Here is a 25,264-nt window from a genome sequence, read left to right on the forward strand (position 1 = left end):
CCGGTGGCGTTACGCTCATCCCTGCCCGAGCCGAGCCTCGCCAGGAAGACGGAGACGTACGCCCATGGAGACCGCCGCCACCGCACTGACCTTCCGCGAAGCCACCGACGCCGACGTGGACGAGCTGGTCGCGCTGATCGAGTCGGCGTACCGGGGCGACGACAGCCGGGCCGGGTGGACCACCGAGGCGGACATCCTCGAAGGGCAGCGGACCGACCCGGAGGGGGTGCTGGAGGTCCTCAAGTCGCCCGACAGCCGGCTCCTGGCCGTGGAGCGCGACGGCAGGATCGTGGCCTGCTGCCAGCTGGAGCACCGCGGCGAGAACGCCTACTTCGGGATGTTCGCCGTCAGCCCCCGGCTGCAGGGCGCGGGTCTCGGCAAGCTGATCATCGCGGAGGCGGAGCGGCAGGTCCGCGAGATCTGGGGCGTGCGGGAGATGCAGATGACGGTGATCTCCGTGCGGGACGACCTCATCGCCTGGTACGAGCGGCGCGGCTACCGCCGTACGGGACGGATGACCCCGTTCCCGTACGGCGACGAGCGCTTCGGTATTCCGCAGCGCGACGACCTGACGTTCGAGCTGCTGGTCAAGGAGCTCGCCTGAGCCGTGAGCTCGCCTAGGCCGTGAGCTCGCCTGAGCCGTGAACTCGCTTAGGCCGTGAACTGGCCTAGGCCGTGAAACGGCCCGTGCGCTTGATGTCCGGGTGATCGGTGGTCGCGCCGTCCAGACCGAACGCCCGGACCAGCCGCAGCTGGTCCTGGGTGTTCACCACCCAGCCGATGATCTTCAGGTCGGCCTTGCGGGCCCGCTCCACGATCTCCAGGGTCAGCCGGCGGATGTTCAGGCAGACGGTCTCGGCGCCGGCCTCGACGGCGCGGTCCACGATGTCCGTGCCGTAGCGGCTGGCGATCAGCGCGGTGCGCACGCCCGGCACCAGCGGCTTGATCTCGGCGATCGCCTCGTCGTGGAACGAGGACACCTCCACCCGGCCGGCCAGCCCGCGCCTGTTCATGACCTCGGCCAGGGCCCGCGCCGCCTGCTTGTCCTTGATCTCCGCCTGGAGCGGCGTGTGGACGGCCTCCAGGACCTCCTCGAAGACCGGGACCCGCTCGCCCCGGCCCGCGTCCAGGGCCCGCAGCTCGGCGAGGGTCTTCTCGGCGATCGGGCCGGTGCCGTCGGTGGTGCGGTCCACATCCGTGTCGTGCATGACGACGAGCGCGCCGTCCTTGCTGAGATGCAGATCGAGTTCGATGGCGTCGAGGCCCGCCTCCTGGGCGGCGACGAAGGACCGGAGGGTGTTCTCGGGTTCCACACCCATGACCCCGCGGTGTCCGATGGTGAGGAAGTTCAAGACGCGACTCTCTTCCGTCGACAGGCGGCACTGGAGGCCTGACGGCCCCTCTGACCGTATCGCCTGGATCCGCCCTGTGCAGAGAGTGAGGGCATGGTCGCCGTGCATCCGGGCAGAAGCGTGACCGACAGGAAAAAGTGCGGTGAAGCACAGGGGCGGGCAGGATAATTTCCCGGGTTTACCCTTGCTGGGCGGAACCTCGTGTGTATACGGTCTGCATACGTGAGATTCTCCCGTGGAAGGTGGGACATGACGGAAATTCTTGTGCAGGTGGGTTCGGAGGAAGGTCTTCCTCCCGTGGCCAGGGTGGTGGACCACCCGGCATGGCCCGTGCTCAAGGATGCCGTGGAGCGGATCCGGCCATGGCAGTCCAAGGACGGGTCGATCGACTTCGACGCCGAGGGCGCGCCCGACCCGGCCGACGCCGAGCTCGCGGTCCGCCAGGTCGCCGACGCCGTCCTGGAGCTCTCCCCGCTGCTCCCGCACGACGGCGCCTACCACGAGGCCCTGGTCAAGGACCTGACCCGGTGGGCCGACGGCGGCTTCCAGGTGCCCGACTTCCTCGACTCGCTGCTGGCCTTCCAGCCCGCCGCGAACCGTGCGGACGGCCTTCAGCACCTCGTCGTCTTCCCCATGTACACGCAGAACGGCAACCCGGACCGCAACCTCGAGGCGGTCGTGCTGCGCATGGTCTGGCCGGACTGGCTGGCCGAGCTGGAGCGCACCCGCTACGACAACCCGCTGTTCTGCGGCATCAAGTTCGAGGACTTCACCTCCGGCTACGACACCCACTCGGCCGTCCTGTTCCCCGAGACCATCGCCGTGCGCGAGGCCCCCGAGCGGTTCACCTGGGGCGGCATCTTCTGCGACCGCGAGGCCGCCCGCTTCCGCCGGGTGACCGACGCCGCCGTCGACATCCTGAGCCTGGAGCTGCCCGAGGACGTCGCCGCGATGGTCCACGATCAGAAGCGCTGCGAGGAGGCGTTCGTCCTGTGGGACATGGTCCACGACCGCACCCACAGTCACGGAGACCTGCCCTTCGACCCGTTCATGATCAAGCAGCGCCAGCCGTTCTGGATGTACGGCCTGGAGGAGCTGCGCTGCGACCTCACCGCCTTCAAGGAGGCCGTGAAGCTGGAGGCGGACGGCGTTCCGCAGGCCCGTGACGTGCAGGTCGCGGTCCTCTTCGACCGCATGTTCCGCTTCCCGGTCAGCGGTGAGCGGGTCCGCAACTACGACGGTCTCGGCGGCCAGCTCCTCTTCGCCTACCTGCACAAGCACGACGTCGTCCGCTGGACCGACAACAAGCTCACCATCGACTGGGAGCGCGCCCCGCAGGTCACCAACCAGCTGTGCGCCGAGATCGAGGACCTCTACCGCGACGGCATCGACCGTCCGAAGCTCGTCCACTGGTTCGCCGGGTACGAGCTGGTCTCCACCTACCTCTCCCCGCACCCGGGCTCCAAGTGGGCCAAGGGTCCCGACGCCCTGGACACGACGCAGCCGCCGCGGAAACTCGTCGATGACGTGCTTCCGGACGAGTTTCCGCTGAGCATGTTCTATGAGGCACTGTCCAAGAAGCTGAAGAACGTGATCGCCTCCGCCAAGGGCATCACGGCGGACAGCGCCGAGCGGATCGCCGCGTGAGCGATCGACGTACCGGGAACACTGCTCAGGAGGCGAGGATCATGGGGAACGGGGCGCTCAGCGGTGCGGTGATCGCGGTGGCCGGAGCGGGCGGACCCGCCGGCCGGGCCGCGCTGCTCAGGCTGGCCGAGGCGGGAGCGACCGTCATCGGCTCGGACAACGATCCGGAGCGGCTGGCGGAGGCGGTGGACGCGGCGAGCTACGCGACCGGCGGCGCCACCGTCACCGGCGACACGGTGGACCTGCTCGACCTGGGGGCCACCCGCGACTGGGCCACCCACATCGAGAAGAACTTCGGCCGGGTCGACGGCCTCGTCCACCTCGTCGGCGGCTGGCGAGGCAGCGAGACCTTCACCCGGACCAGCCTCGACGACTGGGACTTCCTGGAGATGCTGCTGGTCCGCACGGTGCAGCACACCTCCCTCGCCTTCCACGAGGCGCTCCAGCGCAGCGACCGCGGCCGGTACGTGCTGATCAGTGCCGCGGGCGCCAGCAAGCCCACCGCGGGCAACGCCGCCTACGCGGCCGGCAAGGCCGCGGCCGAGGCGTGGACGCTGGCCATGGCCGACTACTTCCGCAAGGCCGGAGGCGCCGAGGGGCCGACGTCGGCTGCAGCGATCCTGGTGGTCAAGGCGCTGGTCCACGATGCGATGCGCGCCGACCGGCCCAACGCGAAGTTCGCGGGCTTCACCGACGTCAAGGACCTGGCCGAGGCCATCACCGAGGTCTGGGAGAAGCCCGCCGCCGAAGTGAACGGAAACCGTCTGTGGCTCACCGAGAAGCCGTGAACCCGCCGAAGACCGACGCCCGTCGTCATCACGACCCCGAGGTCCGCGGTTTCGCCAGCGACAACTACGCCGGGGCCCACCCGGAGGTGCTCGCCGCCCTGGCCCTGGCCAACGGCGGGCACCAGGTCGCGTACGGCGAGGACGCCTACACCGGGAACCTCCAGCAGGTGATCCGCAGCCACTTCGGGCCCACGGCCGAGGCGTTCCCGGTCTTCAACGGCACCGGTGCGAACGTCGTCGCGCTACAGGCGGTCACCGACCGCTGGGGCGCGGTGATCTGCGCGGAGAGCGCGCACATCAACGTCGACGAGTGCGGGGCCCCGGAGCGGGTCGGTGGCCTGAAGCTGCTGACCGTTCCGGCGCCCGACGGCAAGCTCACGCCCGAGCTGATCGACCGGCAGGCGTACGGCTGGGACGACGAGCACCGCGCGATGCCGCAGGTCGTCTCCATCGCGCAGGCCACCGAACTGGGCACGGTCTACACGCCGGACGAGATACGCGCCCTGTGCGAGCACGCCCACGCGCACGGCATGAAGGTGCACCTGGACGGCTCCCGGCTGGCCAACGCCGCCGCCGGCCTGAACGTCCCGATGCGGACGCTCACCAACGCCGCCGGCGTCGACATCCTCTCCCTGGGCGGCACCAAGAACGGCGCCCTGTTCGGCGAGGCCGTCGTGGTCCTCAACCAGGACGCCGTGAGCCACATGAAGCACCTGCGCAAGCTGTCCATGCAGCTCGCCTCCAAGATGCGCTTCGTGTCGGTGCAGCTGGAGGCCCTGCTCGCCCGGGACCTGTGGCTGCGCAACGCCGGACACGCCAACGAGATGGCCCAGCGCCTCGCCGAGGGCGTGCGGGCCGTGCACGGTGTGGAGATCCTCTACCCGGTGCAGGCCAACGCGGTCTTCGCCCGCCTGCCGCGCGACGTGAGCGAGCGCCTCCAGAAGCGGTTCCGCTTCTACTTCTGGGACGAGACGGCGGGCGACGTCCGCTGGATGTGCGCGTTCGACACGACCGAGGACGACGTGGACGCGTTCGTGGCGGCACTGAAGGAGGAGATGGCCCGCTAGGGCCGCCCGATCACCGGGCAGCCCGCTAGGGCCGCTTGATCACCGGGCAGACATGCATAAGTATGCGGCAGGGCGTAAATGAATTGATCAGACGCAGATTCCTCTCTACGCTCTGCCTGCATGCAGCTCATCCAGCAAACGCCCGACCTCTCTGCCTACTTGGCCGCCGACGAGGCGATCGACCACCATCACCCGCTCGTTCGCGAGACCGCGGCGAGGCTCGCCGAGGGGGTGGCCGACTCGTATGGATATGCGCGGGCCGCCTTCGAATTCGTACGCGATGCCATCCCGCACTCGCAGGACTCCGGCGATCTCCGCGTCACCTGGCGCGCCTCCGATGTCCTGGAGCGGCGCACCGGCATCTGCTACGCCAAGGCCCACGCGCTGGCCGCGCTGCTGCGGGCCGAGGACATCCCCACCGCGCTCTGTTATCAGAGGTTCGACGAGGTGCACGGGCTGGTGGCCGTGCGGTTCAACGGTGCGTGGCACCGGCAGGATCCCCGGGGCAACAAGCCCGGCGTCGACGCGCAGTTCTCCCTCGACGGTGAGCGGCTCGCCTTCACGCCCGACCTCAAGTCCAATGAAATGGACTATCCAGTGCTGTATGCTGCACCGCATCCGGTCGTGCTGAACGCTCTCACAGCGGCTCGCGACCGGCCGCACCTGTGGCAGACGCTCCCCACCGCACTCTGAGGCAAGGCGACCATGACGCTCACGCTGACCGTGTCCGACGACGTACGTGCTCTGGCGCCCGGCTTCACGCACGTCGCGATCGAGGCGCACGGCCTGGTCAACGGGCCGAGCACCGAGGCCGGCTCGGCCCTGCTGGACGACGCGGCGCGCCGGCTCGCCGTACGACTGGACGGGCGCGCCCCGCACGAGGACCCGCACATGGCCGCCTGGCGCGAGACCTACACGGCGTTCGGCTCGAAGCCGTCCCGTACCCGTAACTCCGCGGAGGCGCTGGCCAAACGGGCGCTGTCGGAGTCGGGGCTGCCCCGCATCAACCTGCTCGTCGACCTCTACAACGCCGTCTCCGTCGCCCACCTGATCCCCGTCGGCGGTGAGGACGCGGACCGCATCGAAGGCGGCATGCGCCTGATCCGGGCCACGGGGGAGGAGGACTTCGTGACCGTCGCCGGCGGCGTGGAGACCGTCGAGCACCCCGACGAGGGCGAAGTGGTGTGGCGCGACGACGCGGGCGTGACCTGCCGTCGCTGGAACTGGCGTCAGGGCCCGCGCACCCGGCTCACCGAGCGGACGACATCGGGCATCTTCCTGCTGGAGAGCCTGGCGCCGATGCCGGTCGCCGAGGTGGCGGCGGCCGCCGCGGAACTCGCCGAGCTGCTGACGAGGTTCAGCCCGGGAGCGGACATCGCCGTCCGCGCCCCGGAGTCCTCCGCCTGAGCCCCGGCCGGGCGGGGCTCAGTGCGCCTCGGCCGCCCGCACCTGCTCCGGCGTAGGGGCCGTGCCGCCGAGGTGGGCCGGCATCCACCAGGTGTCGTCCGGACCCTTGGGGCGGACGGGGTAGGCGCGCTGGGCGGCCTCGAGGAGCTCCTGGACGCGCTCGCGCAGCTGGCGCGTGATGGCGCCCGCGTACTTGTCCCGGGACGCCTCGATCGCCTCGCCCACCCGGATCGTGATGGGGATGTGGCTGCGCTTGAAGTTGCGCGGGTGTCCCTTGGTCCACAGCCGCTGCGTGCCCCACACCGCCATCGGGATCAGCGGGACGCCGGCCTCCTGCGCCAGGCGCGCGGCGCCCGACTTGAAGCTCTTCAGTGTGAACGACTGCGAGATCGTCGCCTCCGGGAAGACCCCCACGATCTCGCCCGACCGCAGCGAGTCCAGGGCGTGCGCGTAGGCCGCCTCGCCCTGCTTGCGGTCCACCGGGATGTGCTTCATCCCGCGCATCAGCGGGCCGGAGATCTTGTGGCGGAAGACCGACTCCTTCGCCATGAAGCGCACGAGACGCTTCTGCGGCAGCGCCGCCAGGCCGTCGAAGACGAAGTCCAGGTAGCTGATGTGATTGCTCACCAGCACGGCGCCGCCCGAGCGCGGGATGTTCTCCGAACCCTGACAGTCGATCTTGAGGTCCCACACCTTGAACAGCGTGCGGGCGAAACCGACGACGGGACGGTAGACGAGCTCTGCCATGGGCGGTTCGGACCCTTCCTGCTCTGCCTGGGAAGGGATTCCCAGTGGAGAAGTTACGCAGCCGTAGGTTTACGGCTTGTGGCAGATCGTGCCCCAAGAACGGCCGGGTAGCCAGTCCTCGTGCCCGTCGGCGGCGAGATTCTCGTCACGTCGTCCGCAGGTTCCCACCTCGTGCTTTTGCGTCCCCATTACTCCGCGCGGACCGCCACCCGCCGCACGAGCAGGTACAACTCGCAACCCAGGCAGTACCCGAACGCCGCATTCAGGAAGGCGGCGGCGAGCGCGGCGCCGGTCGCCGCGAGTCCCAGCCAGTCGGGTCCCAGGGCGTGGCCGACGAGCCCGAGGCCGGCGAAAAGCAGTCCCACCGCCTGGGCGAAGCGCGGCGGTTCGGGCGCCTCGAACTCCGTCGGTGGCCCGAGTCGCGGCCGGACCGCCTTGGCGAACAGCAGGCCGTAGGGAGAGCGCCCGACCCCGCCCGCCGCCCCCACCAGGAACGCCAGTGTCTGCCAGGCCAGCAGCCAGGCGCTTCCCGTGACCAGCACGACCGCCAGGACGGCGGACGTGACGGCCGCGCCGAAACGCGGCCCTCTCGCGTCGATATCCATGGGATCCATGGGAACCAAGCATTCCGCAGCGCGGCCGCATTGAGCAGGCGGGAATCTTTGCGGTCTCGTGAACGCTTGCAGGAGACGATGACCGGACTGGTGGTGTGCGTGGTGGTGCTCGCGGCGGCGAGCGCCTACGGAGTGCTGCAACGGCGGCGGAGCGGGAGAGTGCGGGTGCGCGGGCGCGACGACGGCAAGCGGCTCGATGCGGCGGAGCTCGGCGCGGAACTCGGCGAGCGGGCCACGCTCGTGCAGTTCTCCAGCGCGTTCTGCGCGCCCTGCCGGGCGACCCGCAGGGTCCTCGGCGAGGTGGCCGGCGTCGTGCCGGGCGTGACCCACGTCGAGATCGACGCCGAGGCCCACCTCGACCTCGTACGGCGGCTGGACATCCTCAAGACCCCGACCGTGCTGGTGCTCGACGCCGACGGCCGGGTGGTGCGGCGTGCCACGGGGCAGCCGCGCAAGGCCGACGTGATCGCAGCACTGGGAGAGGCGGTGTGACGGGCGTGACGCCGTCAGTGAGTCATCTCCCACATCACGGAACGAACTTGACTGCGCGTACCATTTATCGTCAGCCTGACCCCATGCCTGCGGACCTTCTCGCCACGCCCGACCTCCTGCGCTCGGTCTTCCGGCGGCACGCGGCGGGAGTCGCCGTCATCACCGCTCGTGGCGAGGCGGGCCCGGTGGGCTTCACCGCCACCTCCCTGACGTCCGTGTCCGCCGAGCCGCCCCTGCTGTCCTTCGGTGTCGGCACCGGTGCCTCGAGCTGGCCCGCCATCGCGACGGCGGACCACGTCGGTGTCCACATCCTCGGTGAGCACCAACAGGAGCTGGCCGCCACCTTTTCGCGCAGCGGCGCCGACCGCTTCGGCCCGTCCACCGACTGGCGGGAGGGGCCCGAGGGGGTCCCCGTCCTCGACGGCGTGCTCGCCTGGCTGGTGGGCCGGGTCGTCGCGCGCGTACCCGCCGGGGACCATCGGCTCGTGATCGCCGAGGTCGTGGACGGCGACCCCTCGGGCACCGGTCGTCCGCTCCTCTACCACCAGGGACGTTTCCGGCGTCTGGGCGACTGAACCGGGTGGCTCCCCGGGCTGCGTGACCGTCGAGTTCCGGTTACGCTGCGTTGCGAAGGTCACAGTTCAAAGCGCTTGCTTAGCGGGAACGAACTGGGTGTACTGACGAGTAATATTTCGCTCGGGGCGTGGGTTCGCCCCGACCGGGATCGGACGCTAGAGGCGCCTATGCTGCCTGCAAGTAGGCAGCATGGAAATGACGATGCAGTAGGAGAGCCGGCGTGAGCTTGAGGATCGTTGTCACTGTGAAGTACGTGCCCGACGCCACTGGCGACCGGCACTTCGCCGATGACCTGACCGTCGACCGGGACGACGTGGACGGTCTGCTCTCCGAGCTCGACGAGTACGCGGTCGAACAGGCGCTGCAGATCTCCGAGAACTCCGACGACGACGTGGAGATCACCGTCCTGACGGTGGGTCCCGAGGACGCCAAGGACGCCCTGCGCAAGGCGCTGTCCATGGGCGCCGACAAGGCGATCCACGTCGAGGACGACGACATCCACGGCACCGACGCCATCGGCACCTCCCTGATCCTGGCCAAGGCGATCGAGAAGGCCGGCTACGACCTGGTCGTCTCCGGCATGGCCTCCACCGACGGCACCATGGGCGTCGTGCCCGCGCTGCTCGCCGAGCGCCTGGGCGTCCCGCAGGTCACCCTGCTCTCCGAGGTCTCCGTCGAGGACGGCACGGTCAAGGGCCGCCGCGACGGCGACGCCGCCTCCGAGAACCTGGAGGCCTCCCTCCCGGCGGTCGTGTCCGTGACCGACCAGTCGGGCGAGGCCCGTTACCCGTCCTTCAAGGGCATCATGGCGGCCAAGAAGAAGCCGGTGGAGTCCTGGGACCTGTCCGACCTGGACCTCGAGGCCGAGGAGGTCGGCCTGGAAGGCGCCTGGACCACGGTCGACGGCGCGGCCGAGCGCCCGGCCCGCACCGCGGGCACGATCGTCAAGGACGAGGGCGAGGGCGGCAAGCAGCTCGCTGAGTTCCTCGCGGGCCAGAAGTTCATCTGAGCCCGGCATTCGCCGACCGCCCCTCATCTTTCGCAAGCAGGAGAGAAGAAGTCCCATGGCTGAAGTTCTCGTCTACGTCGACCACGTGGACGGCGCCGTCCGCAAGCCCACCCTCGAGCTGCTGACCCTGGCCCGCCGCATCGGCGAGCCGGTCGCCGTCGCGCTGGGCAACGGTGCCGCCGACACCGCCGCCACGCTCGCCGAGCACGGCGCGGTCAAGGTCCTCACCCACGAGGCCTCCGAGTACGCCGACTACCTGGTCGTACCGAAGGTCGACGCCCTCCAGGCCGCCCATGAGGCCGTGTCCCCGGCCGCGGTGCTGGTCCCCTCCTCCGCCGAGGGCAAGGAGATCGCCGCGCGTCTGGCGCTGCGTCTGGGCTCCGGCATCATCACCGACGCCGTCGACCTCGAGGCCGGTGACGAGGGCCCGGTGGCCACGCAGTCCGTGTTCGCCGCGTCCTTCACCACCAAGTCCCGTGTCTCCAAGGGCACCCCGGTCATCACGGTCAAGCCCAACAGCGCGGCCGTCGAGGCCGCCCCGGCCGCCGGCGCGGTCGAGGCCCTGTCCGTGAGCTTCTCCGCCCAGGCCACCGGCACCAAGGTCACCGGCCGTACGCCGCGTGAGTCGACGGGCCGTCCGGAGCTGACCGAGGCCGCGATCGTGGTCTCCGGTGGCCGTGGCGTCAACGGCGCGGAGAACTTCGCGATCATCGAGGCGCTCGCCGACTCCCTCGGTGCCGCTGTCGGTGCCTCGCGTGCCGCGGTCGACGCCGGCTGGTACCCGCACACCAACCAGGTCGGCCAGACCGGCAAGTCGGTCTCGCCGCAGCTCTACATCGCCAACGGCATCTCCGGCGCGATCCAGCACCGCGCCGGTATGCAGACCTCGAAGACGATCGTGGCGGTCAACAAGGACGCCGAGGCCCCGATCTTCGACCTCGTCGACTACGGCGTCGTCGGCGACCTCTTCGACGTCGTCCCGGCCCTTACCGAGGAGATCAAGACCCGCAAGGGCTGATCGACCCGGCTGTGGCAGGCCCCCGTGACCGTACGAACGGTCACGGGGGCCTCTGCTCATCCCAGGGTCATCGAGGCCTGCACCGGCAGATGGTCGCTCGGATACGTCCCGTCCATGCTGAAGGTGTTCATCCGGGCCCAGTGCGTGGTCACGCCGGGGGTGGTGAGGATCCAGTCGATGCGCCGCCCGTCTGGCCGGGGCTCCCGGTAGCCGTGGTGCGTCCCGTACGCCGGACCCCGCGAGGCCGCCGCGTCCCAGGCGTCCACCAGGCCGATGTCCAGCATGAGGTCGTACACCCGGTTGTCGTGGGCGCCCGCGTTGAAGTCGCCGGTGACGACGACCGGTGACGACCGGTCCCACCCGGCTATCGTCTCGCCGATGAGTCCCACCGAGCGTTCCCGGGCGTACTGGCTGACGCTGTCCAGATGGGTGTTGAGGACGTAGAACTCCCGTCCCCCGTCGGCGAGATCGGCGAAACGAACCCAGGTCACCATGCGCAGCCAGTCCGCGCCCCAGGTGTTCGAGGCGATCGTGTACGGGGTGTCGGACAGCCAGAAGTGATCGAACTCGATCGGGTTGAGTCTGCGTGTGTCGTAAAAGATCGCCATGAACTCGTCCTTGCTGCCGCCCCCGCGTCCGGTGCCGATCCAGTCGTAGTGCTCGCCGAGGTCCTTCTCGATCGCGCGCACCTGCCGGTAGAGCCCTTCCTGGGTGCCGATGACGTGCGGTCGCTCGCGGCGCAGCAGTTCTCGCATCACCGGTCGGCGCACGTCCCAGCGCGGTGTCGTGTCGACGACGGTCGCGAAGCGGACGTTGAACGTCATGACGTTCAGGGCGCCCGCGTGCTCGCCTGCGGAGGCGTGGTGTGTGGGGCCGGCGGTGGTGAGCAGTGGTCCGGCGATGGCGGTGGCCGCCGCTGCCTTGAGCGTGTGGCGGCGCGTCACGCCGACCTCGTTCGGCACGTGGTCTCCCTCCCCTTCACGTCTGGATGAAGCTTGCCTTCTGAGTACGGAAGAAGGGGGCCGATCGGCAGTGATCAAGGGGGAAGCATGGAGAATTCCACGTCACGATGGTGTTGACCAGGTCGAAGGTCGGCCGATAGCTTCGTTCTACGGATTTTTGATTCCGCTCTGCGGAAATGGAGGGTCTCGCAATGGGTCAGGGCCGGCAGGAGAAGGTGGCGACGAGCCTCGCGGGATCCGTCAGCGAGGAGATCAGCGCCTCCCTCGCGCCGGTCGACGCCGAGCTGGAGCGCCGCTACCCCGGCGACCCCGGTACCCGTCAGCCCGTCCACACCGTCTATGTACCCGGCGACGCCTTCGCCGCCGACACCGTCCGCTCCTGGGGCGACCGGGCCCTCGCCGCACTCGACCAGCACGCCCCGGACGCCGCGTCCTTCGCCGCCGTCCTCGGCCTCTCCGAGGAACTCGCCGAGCCCGTCCACGCGCGCGTGCGCGCCAAGCTGGAGCGCGAGCCGGTCGAGGACCTGCGCGTCGACTTCGAGGACGGCTACGGCAACCGCCCCGACGCCGAGGAGGACGAGGCCGCCGCCCGCGCCGCCCGGCTGATCGCCGAGGCCTACGAGGACGGCACCGCCGCCCCCTACATGGGCATCCGCATGAAGTGCATGGAAGCGCCCGTACGCGCCCGGGGCATCCGCACCCTCGACATCTTCCTCACCGGCCTGATGGAGGCCGGCGGCCTGCCCGACGGCCTGCTCCTCACCCTGCCGAAGGTCACGTACGCCGAGCAGGTCACGGCCATGGCGCGGCTGCTGGACGCCTTCGAGAAGGCGCACGGCCTGGAACCGGGCCGGATCGGTTTCGAGATCCAGATCGAGACCAGCCAGGCCATCCTCGCCGCCGACGGCACCGCCACCGTCGCCCGTATGATCCAGGCAGCCGAGGGCCGCGCCACCGGACTGCACTACGGCACCTTCGACTACAGCGCCTGTCTCGGTGTCTCCGCCGCCCACCAGGCCGGCGACCACCCCGCCGCGGACCACGCCAAGGCCGTCATGCAGGTCGCGGCGGCCGGCACGGGCGTACGTGTGTCGGACGGTTCGACGAACGTCCTGCCGGTAGGCCCGACCGCCAAGGTCCACGACGCCTGGCGCCTGCACTACGGCCTCACCCGCCGCGCCCTGGCCCGCGCCTACTACCAGGGCTGGGACATGCACCCCGCCCACATCCCCACCCGCTACGCGGCCGTCTTCGCCTTCTACCGCGAGGGCTTCGAGCAGGCAGCCGCCCGCCTGTCCCGCTACGTCAACCGCACCGGCGGTGACGTCATGGACGAGCCCGCCACCGCCAAGGCCCTCAGCGGCTACCTGTTGCGCGGCCTGGACTGCGGCGCCCTGGACAACGGCGAGGTCGCGCGCCTGGCCGGCCTGACCCGGGCGGACCTGGAGAGCTTCGCGGTGCCCCGCCGCGGGGATCTGACGGCCTCCGCCTGACCCGGTCGTTCGGCGGACCGGTCGGCACGTACCGGCCCTGTCACAGCCGTCACCGACGCCTGTGATCGTCACCGCCGCCCCGTAGTCTGTACGCCACGCACTGACGGTGTCGGCCGTCGGCGCATCCGGTGGGGTCACAGGAACGGGGCAGCGGTGTCGACGGGGGAGCACGGGCGGACGGACGGGGCCGGACGGCTGCTGGCGGGCCGCTATCGCGTCACGGCGGCGCTGGGCCGTGGCGGCATGGGCGTCGTGTGGAAGGCCGTCGACGAGGTCCTCGGCCGTGAGGTCGCGGTCAAGGAACTGCGCACCTACACCGACGCGGCCGGCCCCGAACTGGCCGCTCTGCAGCTGCGGATGCAACGCGAGGCGCGTGCGGCGGCCCGGGTGCGCCACCCCGGTGTCATCGCCGTGCACGACATCGCCCAGGACGACGGCCGCCCGATCATCGTCATGGAACTGGTCGACGGTCCGTCCCTGGACGACGTCCTGCGCGAGCGCGGCATGCTGGGCCCGGCCGAGGCGGCCGGGATCGGCGCGAAGGTCATGGACGCGCTGGCCGCCGCCCACCGCGCGGGCGTCCTGCACCGGGACGTCAAGCCGGGCAACATCCTGCTCGACCGCACGGGCCGGGTCGTCCTCACCGACTTCGGCATCGCCACGATGGACGATCCGGGGGACGGTTCGGCCACGCACCTCACACGCAGCGGCGAACTCGTCGGCTCCCTCGACTACCTGGCGCCCGAGCGCGCCCAGGGCGCCGACCCCGGCCCCGCCTCCGACATCTGGGCGCTCGGCGCCACGCTGTACGCGGCCGTCGAGGGGACCTCGCCCTTCCGCCGTACATCGACGTTCTCCACGCTCACCGCGATCGTCTCCGAGCCGCTGCCGGAGCCCCGCCGCGCAGGTCCCCTCGCGGCCGTCCTGCAGCGGCTGTTGGACAAACGCCCCGAGTCCCGCCCGGAGGCCGGCCAGGCCCGCGCACTGCTCCAAGCCGTCGCGGACGCCGGCGGCTCGGACACGCCGACGTCCTCCCTGCGGGGCCCCGCGATCGCGCTCCCGCGCCCGGAGACGGAGCGCAGTGTCCCGTCGGTGCCGCCGGGGTTCGGACCCCCGCGGCAGGGCACGGCCGGACCTCACGAGGGCGACGACGCCGCGGGGCCGCCGGAGTCCGCTCACCCCGCGCAGGCAGGCACCGACACGCAGGTCCCGAGGCCTGGTCATCCCACGCCGTCGGGCCCCGGCACCAGCCCCCAGGGTGTCGGCCCTCTCGCCCCCGGCGCCACCGCACCCACCGGCTCGATGGGCTCCGGCCGTGCCGCGCCCCGCCGCAAGGCGCGCGTCCTGCTGGCCGCCGCGGCCGTCACCGTCGTTCTGGCCGCCGCCGGTACCACGATCGCCCTGCTCGGCGACGACTCCGGCGGCAAGGAGACCGGCACGCGGACGGACGCCGTCGGTGCGGATGGCAGCTCCTCCGAGCCCAGTGGACCGGACGACGGCTCGAAAGCCCCGAGGTCCACGCGACAGGCCGACGCCGAGGACAGGGCACCCTCCGAGAAGACAGCTGACCAGAAGGACCCCGAGCCCACCGACCGGGAGACCACACCGGCCCCCGGGAAATCGACCGGTGGCGCCACCCCCGGCGGCGGTCCAGGAGGGGGCGCCACGACCGGCAGCGGCTCGACCACCCCGGCCCCGGCCTGTCACGCCATCGGCGGTGGCAAGTACAACTGCCAGGTCTGGAAGACCGCCGGCTCCTACACCGCCTCCGGCGCCAAGGCCGGCATCCTCAACGCGGGCACCAACTACTTCTACTGCCAGCGGAACCTGGGCCGCCGCGAGACGTCCGGGGAGTGGACCAACGTCTGGTGGGCGAAGACCGACGACGACAGCGGCAACACGAACGTCTGGGTCAGCGACGTCTACATCAAGGGCGGCGACAACGACGCGCCGGTCCCCGGGCTCCCGGTCTGCTGACCACGCGCCGAAGCGGCCACGTACCGTTCGAGACCGGAGGCCGTCACCAGCTTCTCCTCGACGAACAGCCGCGTGCCCCGCTCGCACAGCCGCCGGTCTCCCCGCGCCCGCGCGCAGAACTCCTCGGGCACGACACCGAACAGCTCCCGCAGACGCGGCAGCCCGACGAGGAGCTCGGTCAGCAGCTCCCGCTCACCCGGGTGGGTGCGCGGCGTGCCCGTGCCGTCGTGGAGGACACCGTGCCGGTTGACATAGGCGTACGCCCCGGGCAGCCGGGTGCCGTCCGCGAGGTCGATCCGGACGTCGGGCGACGGCAGCCAGGCCCGGTCGAAGTTGCCGCCCGGCACCGGCACGCCCTCGCTCGCGTCGATCACCGCGAGCTGCTCCGCGTCGAGCCACAGGACGAACAACTCCCGCACGGTGCCCGGGGCGCCGACCGGCGAGGCGGAGACGTACCCCATTCGGCTCACATGCGCGGAAACGCCGGCGTCGACGCCCGTCACCCGCGCCTTCACCATGGGCAGCGGCGCCCTGATCCCGAACTCCACCATCTTGTGCCGCAGTTGCGCCGGGCAGCCGTTCGAGCCGATGGCGATGACCGGGGCGCGATCCTCGTACACCAGCTGCTCCAGCGGCAGGAAACAGTCCCCGTCGAGCAGCCCGGATCCGGCGGGCCACGCTCCGGGGTACAGCAGGGGGTGCTCGCGCGGCGCCTCCGCCAGGCCGAGTGCCCGCAGCGTCCGATCGGTGGCGTCGTCCATCGGCCGCTCAGTCCGCCGGGGGGATCTCGCCCGAGCCGCGGGTGATCAGCCGGGTCGGCAGCTCGATGCGCTCGGGGGTGACCGGGGTGCCGTCCAGCTGCCGGAAGAGGCGTTCCGCCGCGGTACGGCCGATGTCCGCCGCGTCCTGGGCCACGACCGTGACGCCCGGCTGGAGCAGGTCGGCGAGCTCGATGTCGTCGAAGCCGACCAGCGCGACACGGCGGGCCTGCTCGGCGAGCACCCGGATCACGGTCACCGTGACCCGGTTGTTGCCCGCGAAGATCGCCGTGACCGGGTCCGGGCCGGTCAGCATGTCCTCGGCCGCTCTGCGCACCCGCTCGGGGCCGGTGACGCCGAGGGACATCCAGGAGTCAGCCACCGGTATGCCCGCGTCCTCCATGGCGGCCCGGTAGCCGCGCAACCGCTCGGCGGCGGTGTGGATCCGGGGCATGTCGCCGATGAAGCCGATCCGGCGGTGGCCGTGCGCGATGAGGTGGGCGACGCCGCCGCGGGCGCCGCCGAAGTTGTCCGACAGGACCACGTCGGCGGCGATGTGCCCGGCCGGGCGGTCCACGAACACCGTGGCGACCCCCGCCTTGAGCTCCGGCTCCAGATACCGGTGGTCGTCCCCGGCCGGAATCACCACCAGCCCGTCCACCCGCCGCGCGCACAGGGCCAGCACCAGCTCCTGTTCCCGCTCGGGGTCCTCCGCGCTGGAGCCGTTGATCAGCAGGGCACCGTGCGCGCGGGCCACCTCCTCGACCGACCGGCTCAGCGGCCCGTAGAACGGGTCCGCGAGGTCCTCCAGGACCAGGCCGATGCTCGCCGTGCGGCCCTTGCGCAGCACCCGCGCGCTGTCGTTGCGGCGGAAGCCGAGGGCGTCGATCGCCTCCTGGACCCGTTGCTCCGTCTCGGGAGTGACCCCCGGCTCCCCGTTCACGACACGGGAGACCGTCTTGAGGCCGACTCCGGCGCGTGCGGCCACGTCCTTCATGGTCGGCCGGGTGCCGTAGCGCGCTGCGGATCGAAGAGGGGTCTGGGGCACGGTGCGGTGTCCTGTCCTGTCGTCCACGGGGGGTGCGTCGATCCTCGGTTTGTATGAGGAGAGGATGTGGCGTCGAGCATAGAGCCTGGACAACGTTGTCAGGCTCGGGGGAGACTGTCCACCGCACTCTCCGGCCCGCGCACCGCCGCGGGACGGGCCTGCTGCGAGCCCTGCTTGACGGCCTTACCGGCGTTTTTCTCATGCCCGACGGGGAGATCCGACTCTGATGCACACCGACCTCGTGGCCGCGCTCGACATCGGCGGCACCAAGATCGCCGGCGCTCTGGTGGACGGCGGCGGCCGGATCCTGGTCCGCGCCCAGCGGCCGACGCCCGCCCGGGAGGACGGCGACACCGTGATGCGGGCCGTGACGGAGGTGCTCGGCGAGCTCACCGCGTCGCCGCTGTGGGAGCGTGCCTCGGCTGTGGGGATCGGCAGTGCAGGGCCCGTGGACGCCTCCGCGGGCACGGTGAGCCCGGTGAACGTGCCCGGCTGGCGCGACTACCCGCTCGTCGCCCGCGTCCGGGCCGCCGCCGGCGACCTGCCCGTCGAGCTGATCGGCGACGGCGTGGCGATCACCGCGGCGGAACACTGGCAGGGCGCCGCCCGGGGCCACGACAACGCGCTGTGCATGGTCGTCTCCACGGGCGTCGGCGGCGGCCTGGTGCTCGGAGGCCGGCTGCACCCCGGGCCCACCGGCAACGCGGGCCACATCGGCCACATCAGCGTGGACCTCGACGGCGATCTGTGCCCGTGCGGCTCGCACGGCTGTGTGGAGCGCATCGCGAGCGGCCCCAACATCGCCCGGCGCGCCCTGGAGAACGGCTGGCGGCCCGGCCCGGACGGGGACACGTCCGCCGCCGCGGTGGCCGCCGCCGCCCGCTCCGGCGACCCGGTCGCCGTCGCCTCCTTCGGGCGGGCCGCCCAGGCCCTGGCCGCCGGAATCGCCGCCACCGCGACCCTCGTGGAGATCGACATCGCCGTGATCGGCGGGGGAGTGGGCAAGGCGGGCGACGTCCTCTTCGCCCCCCTGCGCAAGGCCCTGAGTTCCTACGCGACGCTGTCCTTCGTCCGCCATCTGACCGTGGCGCCGGCGCAGATGGGCACCGACGCGGGGCTGGTGGGCGCGGCGGCGGCGGCACTGGCGAAGCGGACGGACGCGGTGGCCGGGGTGTGGGACCGGGTCGGCTGATCGAGCAGGAACGTTCAGCCTGCGGTGGCGTGATGCGTGCCGGTGCGGGGACCGGTGGGACGGCCGTCCCATGGAGGCCGCGCTCGCCGAACGCCGAACGGGGCGATACGGACCGGTCCGGTCCGTATCGCCGGAAATCAGCCGCACGTGCGTGCGATGTGGCACGATCGCGCTTGTGAGCAGCAGACCCGCCTCGGCGCAGCATCTGCGCGACCTCGCCAGACTGCGGCGCGTCAAGGACCGTATCGACCGGGAGTACGCGAAGCCCCTGGACGTCGAGGCGCTCGCGCGGGGTGTGCACATGTCGGCCGGGCACCTCAGCCGCGAGTTCCGGCAGGCGTACGGGGAGTCGCCGTACAGCTATCTCATGACGCGGCGCATCGAGCGCGCGATGGCGCTGCTGCGCCGGGGCGACCTCAGCGTCACCGAGGTGTGCTTCGAGGTCGGCTGCGCATCGCTGGGCACCTTCAGTACCCGTTTCACCGAGCTGGTGGGCATGCCGCCCAGTGCCTACCGGCGCGAGGCGGCGCGCGCGACGGCCGGGATTCCGTCGTGCGTGGCGAAACAGGTGACCAGACCCATCAGGAATCGAGAAGCGCCCGCCCCGGGCCGAAACTAGCGTGAGGGCCATGGACCTTCGCATTCACGCCAGTTTCCTTCCGCACGACGACCCGGACGCCGCCCTCGCGTTCTACCGCGACACCCTCGGCTTCGAAGTCAGAAACGACGTCGGGTACCAGGGCATGCGCTGGATCACGGTCGGCCCCGTCGGCCAGCCCGGCACGAACATCGTGCTGCACCCGCCGGCCGCCGACCCCGGCGTCACCGAGGACGAGCGCCGCACCATCGCCGAGATGATGGCCAAGGGCACCTACGCAAGCATCGTCCTGGCCACCAACGACGTCGACGCCACCTTCGAGCGGGTGCAGGCGGGCGACGCCGAGGTGGTCCAGGAGCCGGTGGACCAGCCCTACGGCGTCCGTGACTGCGCCTTCCGCGACCCCGCGGGAAACATGGTCCGCATCCAGCAGCTGAAGGCGCCGTAGCAGCCCCCCGCACCGCAGTCCCCGCGCCGCTCCCGGGAGCGGCGCGGGGGAACGAGATCGCTACAGAGGGAGACACCATGAGCAAGGCCACGACGACGGACAGACAGTCGCCCGGGCCGCACGTTGCCGACAGCCATGACGTGATCCGTGTGCACGGCGCGCGCGAGAACAACCTCAGGGACGTCAGCATCGAGATTCCGAAGCGCCGGCTCACGGTGTTCACCGGCGTCTCCGGCTCGGGCAAGAGCTCCCTGGTGTTCGACACGATCGCCGCGGAGTCCCAGCGGCTGATCAACGAGACCTACAGTGCCTTCGTGCAGGGCTTCATGCCGAACCTGGCCCGGCCCGAGGTCGACGTCCTGGACGGGCTGACGACCGCGATCGCCGTCGACCAGCAGCGCATGGGCTCCGACCCCCGCTCCACCGTCGGGACAGCCACCGACGCCAACGCGATGCTGCGGATCCTCTTCAGCCGGCTCGGCACACCGCACATCGGACCGCCCGGCGCGTTCTCGTTCAACACCGCCTCGGTCTCGGCGAGCGGTGGGTTCACGGTGGACCGGGGGGCCGACAAGACCAGGACCGAAAAGGTGTCCTTCAGCCGCACCGGCGGTATGTGCACGCACTGCGAGGGCCGGGGCACCGTCTCCGACATCGACCTCACCCAGCTCTACGACGACTCCAAGTCGCTGTCCGAGGACCCGTTCACCATCCCCACCTACACCGGGGGCGGCTGGGTGGTGCGGGTCATCGCCGAGTCGGGCTTCTTCGACAAGGAGAAGCCGATCCGCGACTACACCAAGAAGGAGCGGCACGACTTCCTGTACCGCGAGCCGACCAAGGTGAAGATCAACGGCGTCAACCTCACCTACGAGGGCCTGATCCCGAAGCTCCAGAAGACCTTCCTCTCCAAGGACCGCGAGTCGATGCAGCCGCACATCCGGTCCTTCGTGGACCGGGCGGTGACCTTCACCCGGTGCCCCGAGTGCGACGGCACCCGGCTGAGCGAGCTCGCCCGCTCCTCGAAGATCGGCAAGGTCAGCATCGCCGACGCCTGCGCGATGGAGATCCGCGATCTGGCGGAGTGGGTGCGAGGGCTGGAGGAGCCGTCGGTGGCCCCGCTGCTCACCAAGCTCCAGCACACCCTCGACTCGTTCGTGGAGATCGGCCTCGGCTACCTCTCGCTCGACCGGGCGTCGGGCACACTCTCCGGCGGCGAGGCGCAGCGCACCAAGATGATCCGCCATCTCGGCTCCTCGCTCACGGACGTCACCTACGTCTTCGACGAGCCGTCCATCGGCTTGCACCCGCACGACATCGAGCGGATGAACAACCTGCTGCTGCGCCTGCGGGACAAGGGCAACACCGTGCTGGTCGTGGAGCACAAGCCGGAGACCATCGCCATCGCAGACCATGTCGTGGACCTCGGCCCCGGCGCCGGCACGGCCGGAGGCACCGTCTGTTTCGAGGGCACCCTGGAGGGGCTGCGGGGCAGCGGCACCGTCACCGGCCGTCACCTCGACGACCGGGCCAAGATCAAGGCGACCGTCCGCAAGCCCACCGGCGCCCTGGAGATCCGGGGCGCCTCGGCGAACAACCTGCACGACGTCGACGTCGACATCCCGCTGGGCGTCCTCACCGTCGTCACCGGCGTCGCGGGCTCAGGCAAGAGCTCGCTCGTGCACGGCTCGTTGCCCCGGCACGCGGGGGCCGAGGGCGTGGTGGCGATCGACCAGACCCCGATCCGCGGCTCCCGGCGCAGCAACCCGGCGACGTACACCGGACTGGCCGACCCGATCCGCAAGGCGTTCGCCAAGGCCAACGGTGTGAAGCCGGCCCTGTTCAGCGCCAACTCCGAGGGCGCCTGCCCCACCTGCAACGGTGCCGGTGTCATCTACACCGACCTGGCGATCATGCAGAGCGTGGCCACGCCCTGCGAGGAGTGCGAGGGCAGGCGGTTCGAGGCGTCGGTGCTGGAGTACCGCCTCGGCGGCCGGGACATCAGCGAGGTGCTGGCGATGCCCGTGACCGAGGCCGAGGAGTTCTTCGGCAGCGGTGAGGCCCGTACGCCCGCCGCGCACAGGATCCTTCAGCGGCTCGCGGACGTCGGTCTCGGCTACCTCACCCTCGGCCAGCCGCTCACCACGCTGTCCGGCGGCGAGCGCCAGCGGCTCAAGCTGGCCACGCACATGGGCGAGAGGGGCGGCGTGTACGTCCTCGACGAGCCGACCACCGGGCTCCACCTCGCGGACGTGGAGCAGCTGCTCGGCCTCCTCGACCGGCTCGTCGACTCCGGCAAGTCGGTCATCGTGATCGAGCACCACCAGGCGGTCATGGCGCACGCCGACTGGATCATCGACCTCGGCCCGGGCGCGGGCCACGACGGCGGCCGGATCGTCTTCGAGGGCATCCCGGCCGACCTCGTCGAGGCCCGCTCCACGCTGACCGGCGAGCACCTGGCGGCCTACGTGGGCGCCTGACGGGGGTCTTCGGAGGCCGTGAGGCGAGCCCCGCAGCGGGCACCTCGCGGCCTCCAAGTCGAACATAAAGTGCAAATGCGACGAATATCGGGCACCGGTCGAGGGCACTCCGTCTCCTGAACCCTCACGGAAACGGAGCCGCAGATGATCATCAAGAAGATGCATGAGATGGGCGTCCGCAGCGAGCACGCCTACCTGGCCGGCATGGCCTCGATCGGCCTCAGCGTCGTCGCCTGGATGGGCTCCCGGAAGATGGAAGCGGGCACCGGCCTCGCCCGGGCCGACCGCTGGGGCATCTTCGTCGGCGAATGGGCACCCACCTTCTTCGGTCTCGGCCTCGCCCTGTCCCACTACGAGCAGCAGGACGGCACCCTCACCGCCGACGTGCACGAGTTCCGGCCGACGCGCAAGGCGGGCTGAACGGCCCATCCCGGCGCGCGGCCGGCACCGTTCCCGCGCACCCTGGTGCCATGGCGTCCGAGAAACCCGTCGTGGTCTACCCGCCCGCCGCGGACGGCGGCCGCCGGGTCCGTGTGGACGACCAGTTCCTCGGCATCGCCTACGGGCCGCTCGACGTCGCCGAGTTCCTGCGGCGGGCGGGGATCGAGGACGCGGACGCGGCGTACGTGGCGGCGTCCGGGCTGATCGAGTGGCGCGGCGGCGATTCCGGCACCTGGGGCACCGACCGCGTCTGAAGCCGCCGCTTCGCCCGAACGGCCCAGTGGCGTGACCCCGGGCCCCGTCCGGCAGTTGAGTGGGGCATGAAGAAGCGCAGCATGCTTGCCATCGCCTCCCTGGCCACCGGCTTCGCCGTCGCGGCGATCACCCCGTCGCACGCCATCGGAGAGAAGCTCCCCGCCATCAACGTGGACGAGACCCTCAAGACGCTCGACCAGACCGTTGGCGGAGAGGGCCTGTCCGTGGACGGGAAGAACGGCGTACAGAAGAAGAAGGGCGCCCTGAAGAAGGGCGCGCCGAAGAAGGGCGCCCAGAAGAAGGGCTGACGAGCCGCCCCGGCCACGTCCCACGGCGTCGGCGCTCCCCGCGTGAGGGGGCGCCGGCGCCGTCGTCATGCGCCCTCAACTGCGGCTGGTTTCCGTGGCAGGGTGGAGCGGGCAAGCCTCAGGGGGCCAAGAGAAGAGGGGGACCTGTGACCGTCGTCTGGATCAACGGCGCGTTCGGTGCGGGGAAGACCACCACCGCACGGGAACTGATCGAACTGATCCCGAACAGCACGCTCTTCGACCCGGAGGTCATCGGCGGCGCGCTAGCCCACCTGCTGCCACCCAAACACCTCGCCGAGGTCGGCGACTTCCAGGACCTGCCGATCTGGCGGCGGCTCGTGATCGACACGGCGGCCGCGATGCTCGCCGAGCTCGGCGGGACCCTCGTCGTGCCCATGACCCTGCTGCGCCAGGAGTACCGCGACGAGATCTTCGGCGGCCTCGCCGCGCGCCGGATTCCGGTCAGCCACATCCTGCTCGCTCCGGCCGAAACGATACTGCGGGAACGTATAGCGGGTCGGGAGGTGCCGCCGGACCTTCCCGACGGCGACATGCGAATACGCCAGTGGTCCTTCGACCACATCGAGCCGTACCGGACCGCCCTCGCCTCCTGGCTCACCGCCGACGCCCACCCGGTCGACACCAGCGACCTCACTCCGTACGAGACGGCCGTGCGAATCGCCGGGGCCGTCACCGACGGCTCGGTGCGGGTCTGCGACATCGTGCAGACGCCCGAGCCCACCGCCGAGACCGTCGCCGCCGGAGTGCTCCTCTTCGACGAGCAGGACCGGGTGCTGCTCGTCGACCCCACGTACAAGGCCGGCTGGGAGTTCCCCGGCGGTGTCGTCGAACCCGGAGAGGCACCCGCGCGCGCCGGAGTGCGGGAGGTCGCCGAGGAGACCGGTATCCACCTCGACGAGGTGCCGAGCCTGCTCGTCGTCGACTGGGAGCGCCCCGCGCCCCCCGCGTTCGGCGGTCTGCGTCTCCTCTTCGACGGCGGCCTGCTGCACTCCGCTGAGGCCGGCCGGCTGCTGCTTCCCGGCCCGGAGCTGCGCGCCTGGCGGTTCGTCACCGAGGCGGAGGCCGCCGACCTGCTGCCCCCCGTGCGCTACGAGCGGCTGCGCTGGGCCCTGCGCGCACGCGAACGGGGAGCCGCGCTCTATCTGGAAGCCGGGGTGCCCGTCGGCTGACGCCGGGCCCGCCGCCCGCCCCCTTTACCCGGCACGGGGGATTCCGAGGGAAAAGCAAAAGGAAATGACGGCGTGGCCACGGCCAATCGCTGCCCATGGAATCTCCCGCGAACACTCACGCCGCGGGTAATCACATTCCCTGCTCTCGTCAACACTTCTCCATCTCAGCAAACAATCCCTTTTCTCGCCCCTGCGCGGCTTGACCGGACTCGCACACGGTTGCGAAAGTCCGCAGAGTCTCACGGCGGAAGCAACGACCGCCACCCAATTTCCTTGCCTCAGCGGCAGATCCGGGATGTCCGTACGATGACCACGCAACACCAGCCGGTCGACACCGGCGGCGGCACCGCGCTGCCGACCGGGCCGTCGACCCAAGGCTCCAGACCCGACGGCACGGCAGTCGCCGGCCGCTCACCGGCCCGGATGGCCTGGCGGCGGATCAGGCGGGACAAGGTCACCACGGCCGCCCTGGCGGCCACCCTCCTTTTCATCGCGATCGCGCTCCTCGCCCCGGTGCTCACCGCACTGACCGGCTGGGGGCCGATCACCCCCGACAACAAGGCGATCAATCCGGACACGGGCAATTTCCCCTACGGATCACTGGGCGGCATCAGCGCCAAGCACCTGCTCGGCGTCGAACCGGGCACCGGCTACGACCTGTTCGCCCGCATCGTCTACGGCCTGCGCACCTCGCTCTACGTGGGATTCGCCTCGGCCCTGCTGTCCACCGCGGTCGGTGTGGTGGCCGGGCTCGCCGCCGGATACTTCGGTGGCTGGGTCGATTCCCTGCTGTCCCGGATCATGGACGTGATGCTGGCGTTTCCCCAGCTGCTGTTCATCATCGCGCTCACCCCGGTGATCCAGAACGCCCTGCAGACCAACAGCCACGGCGGCACCGACGAGAACCTGCGGCTGCTCGTCCTGGTCCTCAACATCGCGGTCTTCGCCTGGGCGTACACCGCCCGCCTGGTGCGCGGGCAGGTACTGTCCCTGCGCGAGCGGGAGTTCGTCGACGCCGCGCGGCTGATGAGCGCCGGCCGGCGGCACATCCTCTTCCGGCAACTGCTGCCCAACCTGTGGGCGCCGATCCTGATCTCCTTCGCGCTCGCCGTCCCGCAGAACATCACCACCGAGGCTGCGCTGTCGTACCTGGGCGTGGGCGTCATCCCGCCCAACCCCGACTGGGGAGCCGTGCTGTCGGACGCCTCCCAGTTCTTCCTCCAGGACCCGATGTACCTCTTCGTGCCCGGCGTCCTGCTCTTCCTCCTCGTGCTGGCACTCAACCTGCTCGGGGACGGCGTCCGGGACGCCCTGGATCCCCGCGCCCGGCGCGGCTGAGAAGCCTTCCCCGAGTGTCGCCCCGGCGGTCCCACGAACGGCCGCCGAGCCCGTAGCAA

General features: G+C 70.9%; 27 protein-coding genes. 21 read left to right on the forward strand and 6 right to left on the reverse strand.

Annotation, left to right across the window (positions count from 1 at the left end; genetic code table 11):
• The first annotated feature begins 64 nt into the window (after positions 1-64).
• Positions 65-604: a GNAT family N-acetyltransferase gene (locus ACZ7EG_RS27465; RefSeq protein WP_471084281.1), complete on the forward strand. Its 540-nt coding sequence runs from the start codon at positions 65-67 to the stop codon at positions 602-604.
• Positions 605-668: 64 nt separating this feature from the next.
• Here the strand turns inward: ACZ7EG_RS27465 and ACZ7EG_RS27470 are convergent, their stop codons facing one another.
• Positions 669-1,352 carry a glycerophosphodiester phosphodiesterase gene (locus tag ACZ7EG_RS27470; RefSeq protein ID WP_471084284.1) on the reverse strand — a complete coding sequence of 228 codons (684 nt, stop codon included), beginning with the start codon at positions 1,350-1,352 and terminating at the stop codon, positions 669-671.
• 249 nt (positions 1,353-1,601) lie between these two features.
• On the opposite strand from ACZ7EG_RS27470, the gene ACZ7EG_RS27475 reads away from it, so the two are divergent.
• From ACZ7EG_RS27475 to ACZ7EG_RS27495, 5 genes are all read left to right on the forward strand, one after another.
• A complete protein-coding gene (locus tag ACZ7EG_RS27475; RefSeq protein ID WP_471084287.1) occupies positions 1,602-2,999 on the forward strand; it encodes a DUF6421 family protein in 1,398 nt (465 codons plus the stop codon).
• Positions 3,000-3,040: 41 nt separating this feature from the next.
• The gene (locus ACZ7EG_RS27480; protein ID WP_471084290.1) at positions 3,041-3,787 is read left to right on the forward strand and encodes an SDR family NAD(P)-dependent oxidoreductase; all 747 of its coding nucleotides are present in this window, start codon (positions 3,041-3,043) and stop codon (positions 3,785-3,787) included.
• Positions 3,784-4,854, forward strand: coding sequence for a threonine aldolase family protein (locus tag ACZ7EG_RS27485; RefSeq protein WP_471084293.1), 1,071 nt, complete (start codon positions 3,784-3,786; stop codon positions 4,852-4,854). Before ACZ7EG_RS27480 ends, ACZ7EG_RS27485 begins: the two co-directional genes overlap by 4 nt.
• 120 nt (positions 4,855-4,974) lie before the next feature.
• The gene (locus ACZ7EG_RS27490; RefSeq protein WP_471084296.1) at positions 4,975-5,547 is read left to right on the forward strand and encodes a transglutaminase domain-containing protein; all 573 of its coding nucleotides are present in this window, start codon (positions 4,975-4,977) and stop codon (positions 5,545-5,547) included.
• 12 nt (positions 5,548-5,559) lie between these two features.
• Positions 5,560-6,261 (forward strand): B3/B4 domain-containing protein, encoded by a 702-nt coding sequence (locus ACZ7EG_RS27495; protein WP_471084299.1) that lies wholly within the window; start codon positions 5,560-5,562, stop codon positions 6,259-6,261.
• Between the two features lie 18 nt (positions 6,262-6,279).
• Here the strand turns inward: ACZ7EG_RS27495 and ACZ7EG_RS27500 are convergent, their stop codons facing one another.
• Complete coding sequence (locus tag ACZ7EG_RS27500; RefSeq protein ID WP_351640982.1) at positions 6,280-7,008, reverse strand: lysophospholipid acyltransferase family protein; 729 nt, start codon at positions 7,006-7,008, stop codon at positions 6,280-6,282.
• A 188-nt stretch (positions 7,009-7,196) separates the two neighbouring features.
• Complete coding sequence (locus tag ACZ7EG_RS27505) at positions 7,197-7,613, reverse strand: DUF4395 domain-containing protein (RefSeq protein WP_471084935.1); 417 nt, start codon at positions 7,611-7,613, stop codon at positions 7,197-7,199.
• Positions 7,614-7,700: 87 nt separating this feature from the next.
• Here ACZ7EG_RS27505 and ACZ7EG_RS27510 point away from each other — a divergent pair, with 87 nt between their 5' ends.
• The 4 genes from ACZ7EG_RS27510 (at position 7,701) to ACZ7EG_RS27525 (ending at position 10,717) form a co-directional block, all read left to right on the forward strand.
• Positions 7,701-8,114, forward strand: a complete 414-nt coding sequence (locus tag ACZ7EG_RS27510) for a thioredoxin family protein (protein ID WP_351640985.1) — start codon at positions 7,701-7,703, stop codon at positions 8,112-8,114.
• A gap of 83 nt (positions 8,115-8,197) precedes the next feature.
• Positions 8,198-8,689, forward strand: coding sequence for a flavin reductase family protein (locus tag ACZ7EG_RS27515; protein ID WP_471084303.1), 492 nt, complete (start codon positions 8,198-8,200; stop codon positions 8,687-8,689).
• 221 nt (positions 8,690-8,910) lie between these two features.
• A complete protein-coding gene (locus tag ACZ7EG_RS27520) occupies positions 8,911-9,699 on the forward strand; it encodes an electron transfer flavoprotein subunit beta/FixA family protein (RefSeq protein ID WP_471084306.1) in 789 nt (262 codons plus the stop codon).
• Positions 9,700-9,754: 55 nt separating this feature from the next.
• Complete coding sequence (locus tag ACZ7EG_RS27525; RefSeq protein WP_471084309.1) at positions 9,755-10,717, forward strand: electron transfer flavoprotein subunit alpha/FixB family protein; 963 nt, start codon at positions 9,755-9,757, stop codon at positions 10,715-10,717.
• A gap of 56 nt (positions 10,718-10,773) precedes the next feature.
• Here the strand turns inward: ACZ7EG_RS27525 and ACZ7EG_RS27530 are convergent, their stop codons facing one another.
• Entirely contained in the window at positions 10,774-11,679 is a 906-nt protein-coding gene (locus ACZ7EG_RS27530) for an endonuclease/exonuclease/phosphatase family protein (protein ID WP_471084312.1), read from the reverse strand.
• 191 nt (positions 11,680-11,870) lie between these two features.
• On the opposite strand from ACZ7EG_RS27530, the gene ACZ7EG_RS27535 reads away from it, so the two are divergent.
• Positions 11,871-13,172 carry a DUF6986 family protein gene (locus tag ACZ7EG_RS27535; RefSeq protein ID WP_471084938.1) on the forward strand — a complete coding sequence of 434 codons (1,302 nt, stop codon included), beginning with the start codon at positions 11,871-11,873 and terminating at the stop codon, positions 13,170-13,172.
• Between the two features lie 153 nt (positions 13,173-13,325).
• Positions 13,326-15,149, forward strand: coding sequence for a serine/threonine-protein kinase (locus ACZ7EG_RS27540; protein ID WP_471084315.1), 1,824 nt, complete (start codon positions 13,326-13,328; stop codon positions 15,147-15,149).
• On the opposite strand, the gene ACZ7EG_RS27545 is transcribed toward ACZ7EG_RS27540, so the two are convergent.
• Both ACZ7EG_RS27545 and ACZ7EG_RS27550 read right to left on the reverse strand, forming a co-directional pair.
• On the reverse strand, positions 15,095-15,910 hold the full coding sequence (locus ACZ7EG_RS27545; RefSeq protein ID WP_471084318.1) for a hypothetical protein: 816 nt from the start codon (positions 15,908-15,910) through the stop codon (positions 15,095-15,097). The two genes, ACZ7EG_RS27540 and ACZ7EG_RS27545, sit on opposite strands and share 55 nt — an antisense overlap.
• A gap of 7 nt (positions 15,911-15,917) precedes the next feature.
• A complete protein-coding gene (locus ACZ7EG_RS27550) occupies positions 15,918-16,982 on the reverse strand; it encodes a LacI family DNA-binding transcriptional regulator (RefSeq protein ID WP_471084321.1) in 1,065 nt (354 codons plus the stop codon).
• A 199-nt stretch (positions 16,983-17,181) separates the two neighbouring features.
• Between ACZ7EG_RS27550 and ACZ7EG_RS27555 the strand changes: the two genes are divergently transcribed.
• The 9 genes from ACZ7EG_RS27555 (at position 17,182) to ACZ7EG_RS27595 (ending at position 25,205) form a co-directional block, all read left to right on the forward strand.
• Positions 17,182-18,147, forward strand: a complete 966-nt coding sequence (locus tag ACZ7EG_RS27555; protein ID WP_471084324.1) for an ROK family protein — start codon at positions 17,182-17,184, stop codon at positions 18,145-18,147.
• A 175-nt stretch (positions 18,148-18,322) separates the two neighbouring features.
• Positions 18,323-18,766, forward strand: coding sequence for a helix-turn-helix transcriptional regulator (locus ACZ7EG_RS27560; RefSeq protein ID WP_104785109.1), 444 nt, complete (start codon positions 18,323-18,325; stop codon positions 18,764-18,766).
• A gap of 10 nt (positions 18,767-18,776) precedes the next feature.
• Positions 18,777-19,193, forward strand: coding sequence for a VOC family protein (locus ACZ7EG_RS27565; protein ID WP_471084328.1), 417 nt, complete (start codon positions 18,777-18,779; stop codon positions 19,191-19,193).
• Positions 19,194-19,270: 77 nt separating this feature from the next.
• The gene (locus tag ACZ7EG_RS27570) at positions 19,271-21,673 is read left to right on the forward strand and encodes an ATP-binding cassette domain-containing protein (protein WP_471084331.1); all 2,403 of its coding nucleotides are present in this window, start codon (positions 19,271-19,273) and stop codon (positions 21,671-21,673) included.
• Between the two features lie 144 nt (positions 21,674-21,817).
• The gene (locus ACZ7EG_RS27575) at positions 21,818-22,093 is read left to right on the forward strand and encodes a hypothetical protein (RefSeq protein ID WP_471084334.1); all 276 of its coding nucleotides are present in this window, start codon (positions 21,818-21,820) and stop codon (positions 22,091-22,093) included.
• Between the two features lie 50 nt (positions 22,094-22,143).
• The gene (locus ACZ7EG_RS27580) at positions 22,144-22,368 is read left to right on the forward strand and encodes a hypothetical protein (RefSeq protein ID WP_471084337.1); all 225 of its coding nucleotides are present in this window, start codon (positions 22,144-22,146) and stop codon (positions 22,366-22,368) included.
• 66 nt (positions 22,369-22,434) lie between these two features.
• Positions 22,435-22,677 (forward strand): hypothetical protein, encoded by a 243-nt coding sequence (locus ACZ7EG_RS27585; RefSeq protein WP_471084339.1) that lies wholly within the window; start codon positions 22,435-22,437, stop codon positions 22,675-22,677.
• Between the two features lie 146 nt (positions 22,678-22,823).
• A complete protein-coding gene (locus ACZ7EG_RS27590) occupies positions 22,824-23,867 on the forward strand; it encodes an NUDIX hydrolase (RefSeq protein ID WP_471084342.1) in 1,044 nt (347 codons plus the stop codon).
• Between the two features lie 306 nt (positions 23,868-24,173).
• Positions 24,174-25,205 (forward strand): ABC transporter permease, encoded by a 1,032-nt coding sequence (locus ACZ7EG_RS27595; RefSeq protein ID WP_471084345.1) that lies wholly within the window; start codon positions 24,174-24,176, stop codon positions 25,203-25,205.
• The last annotated feature ends 59 nt before the right edge of the window (positions 25,206-25,264 follow it).

The organism is Streptomyces sp. NPDC037100, assembly GCF_055606225.1.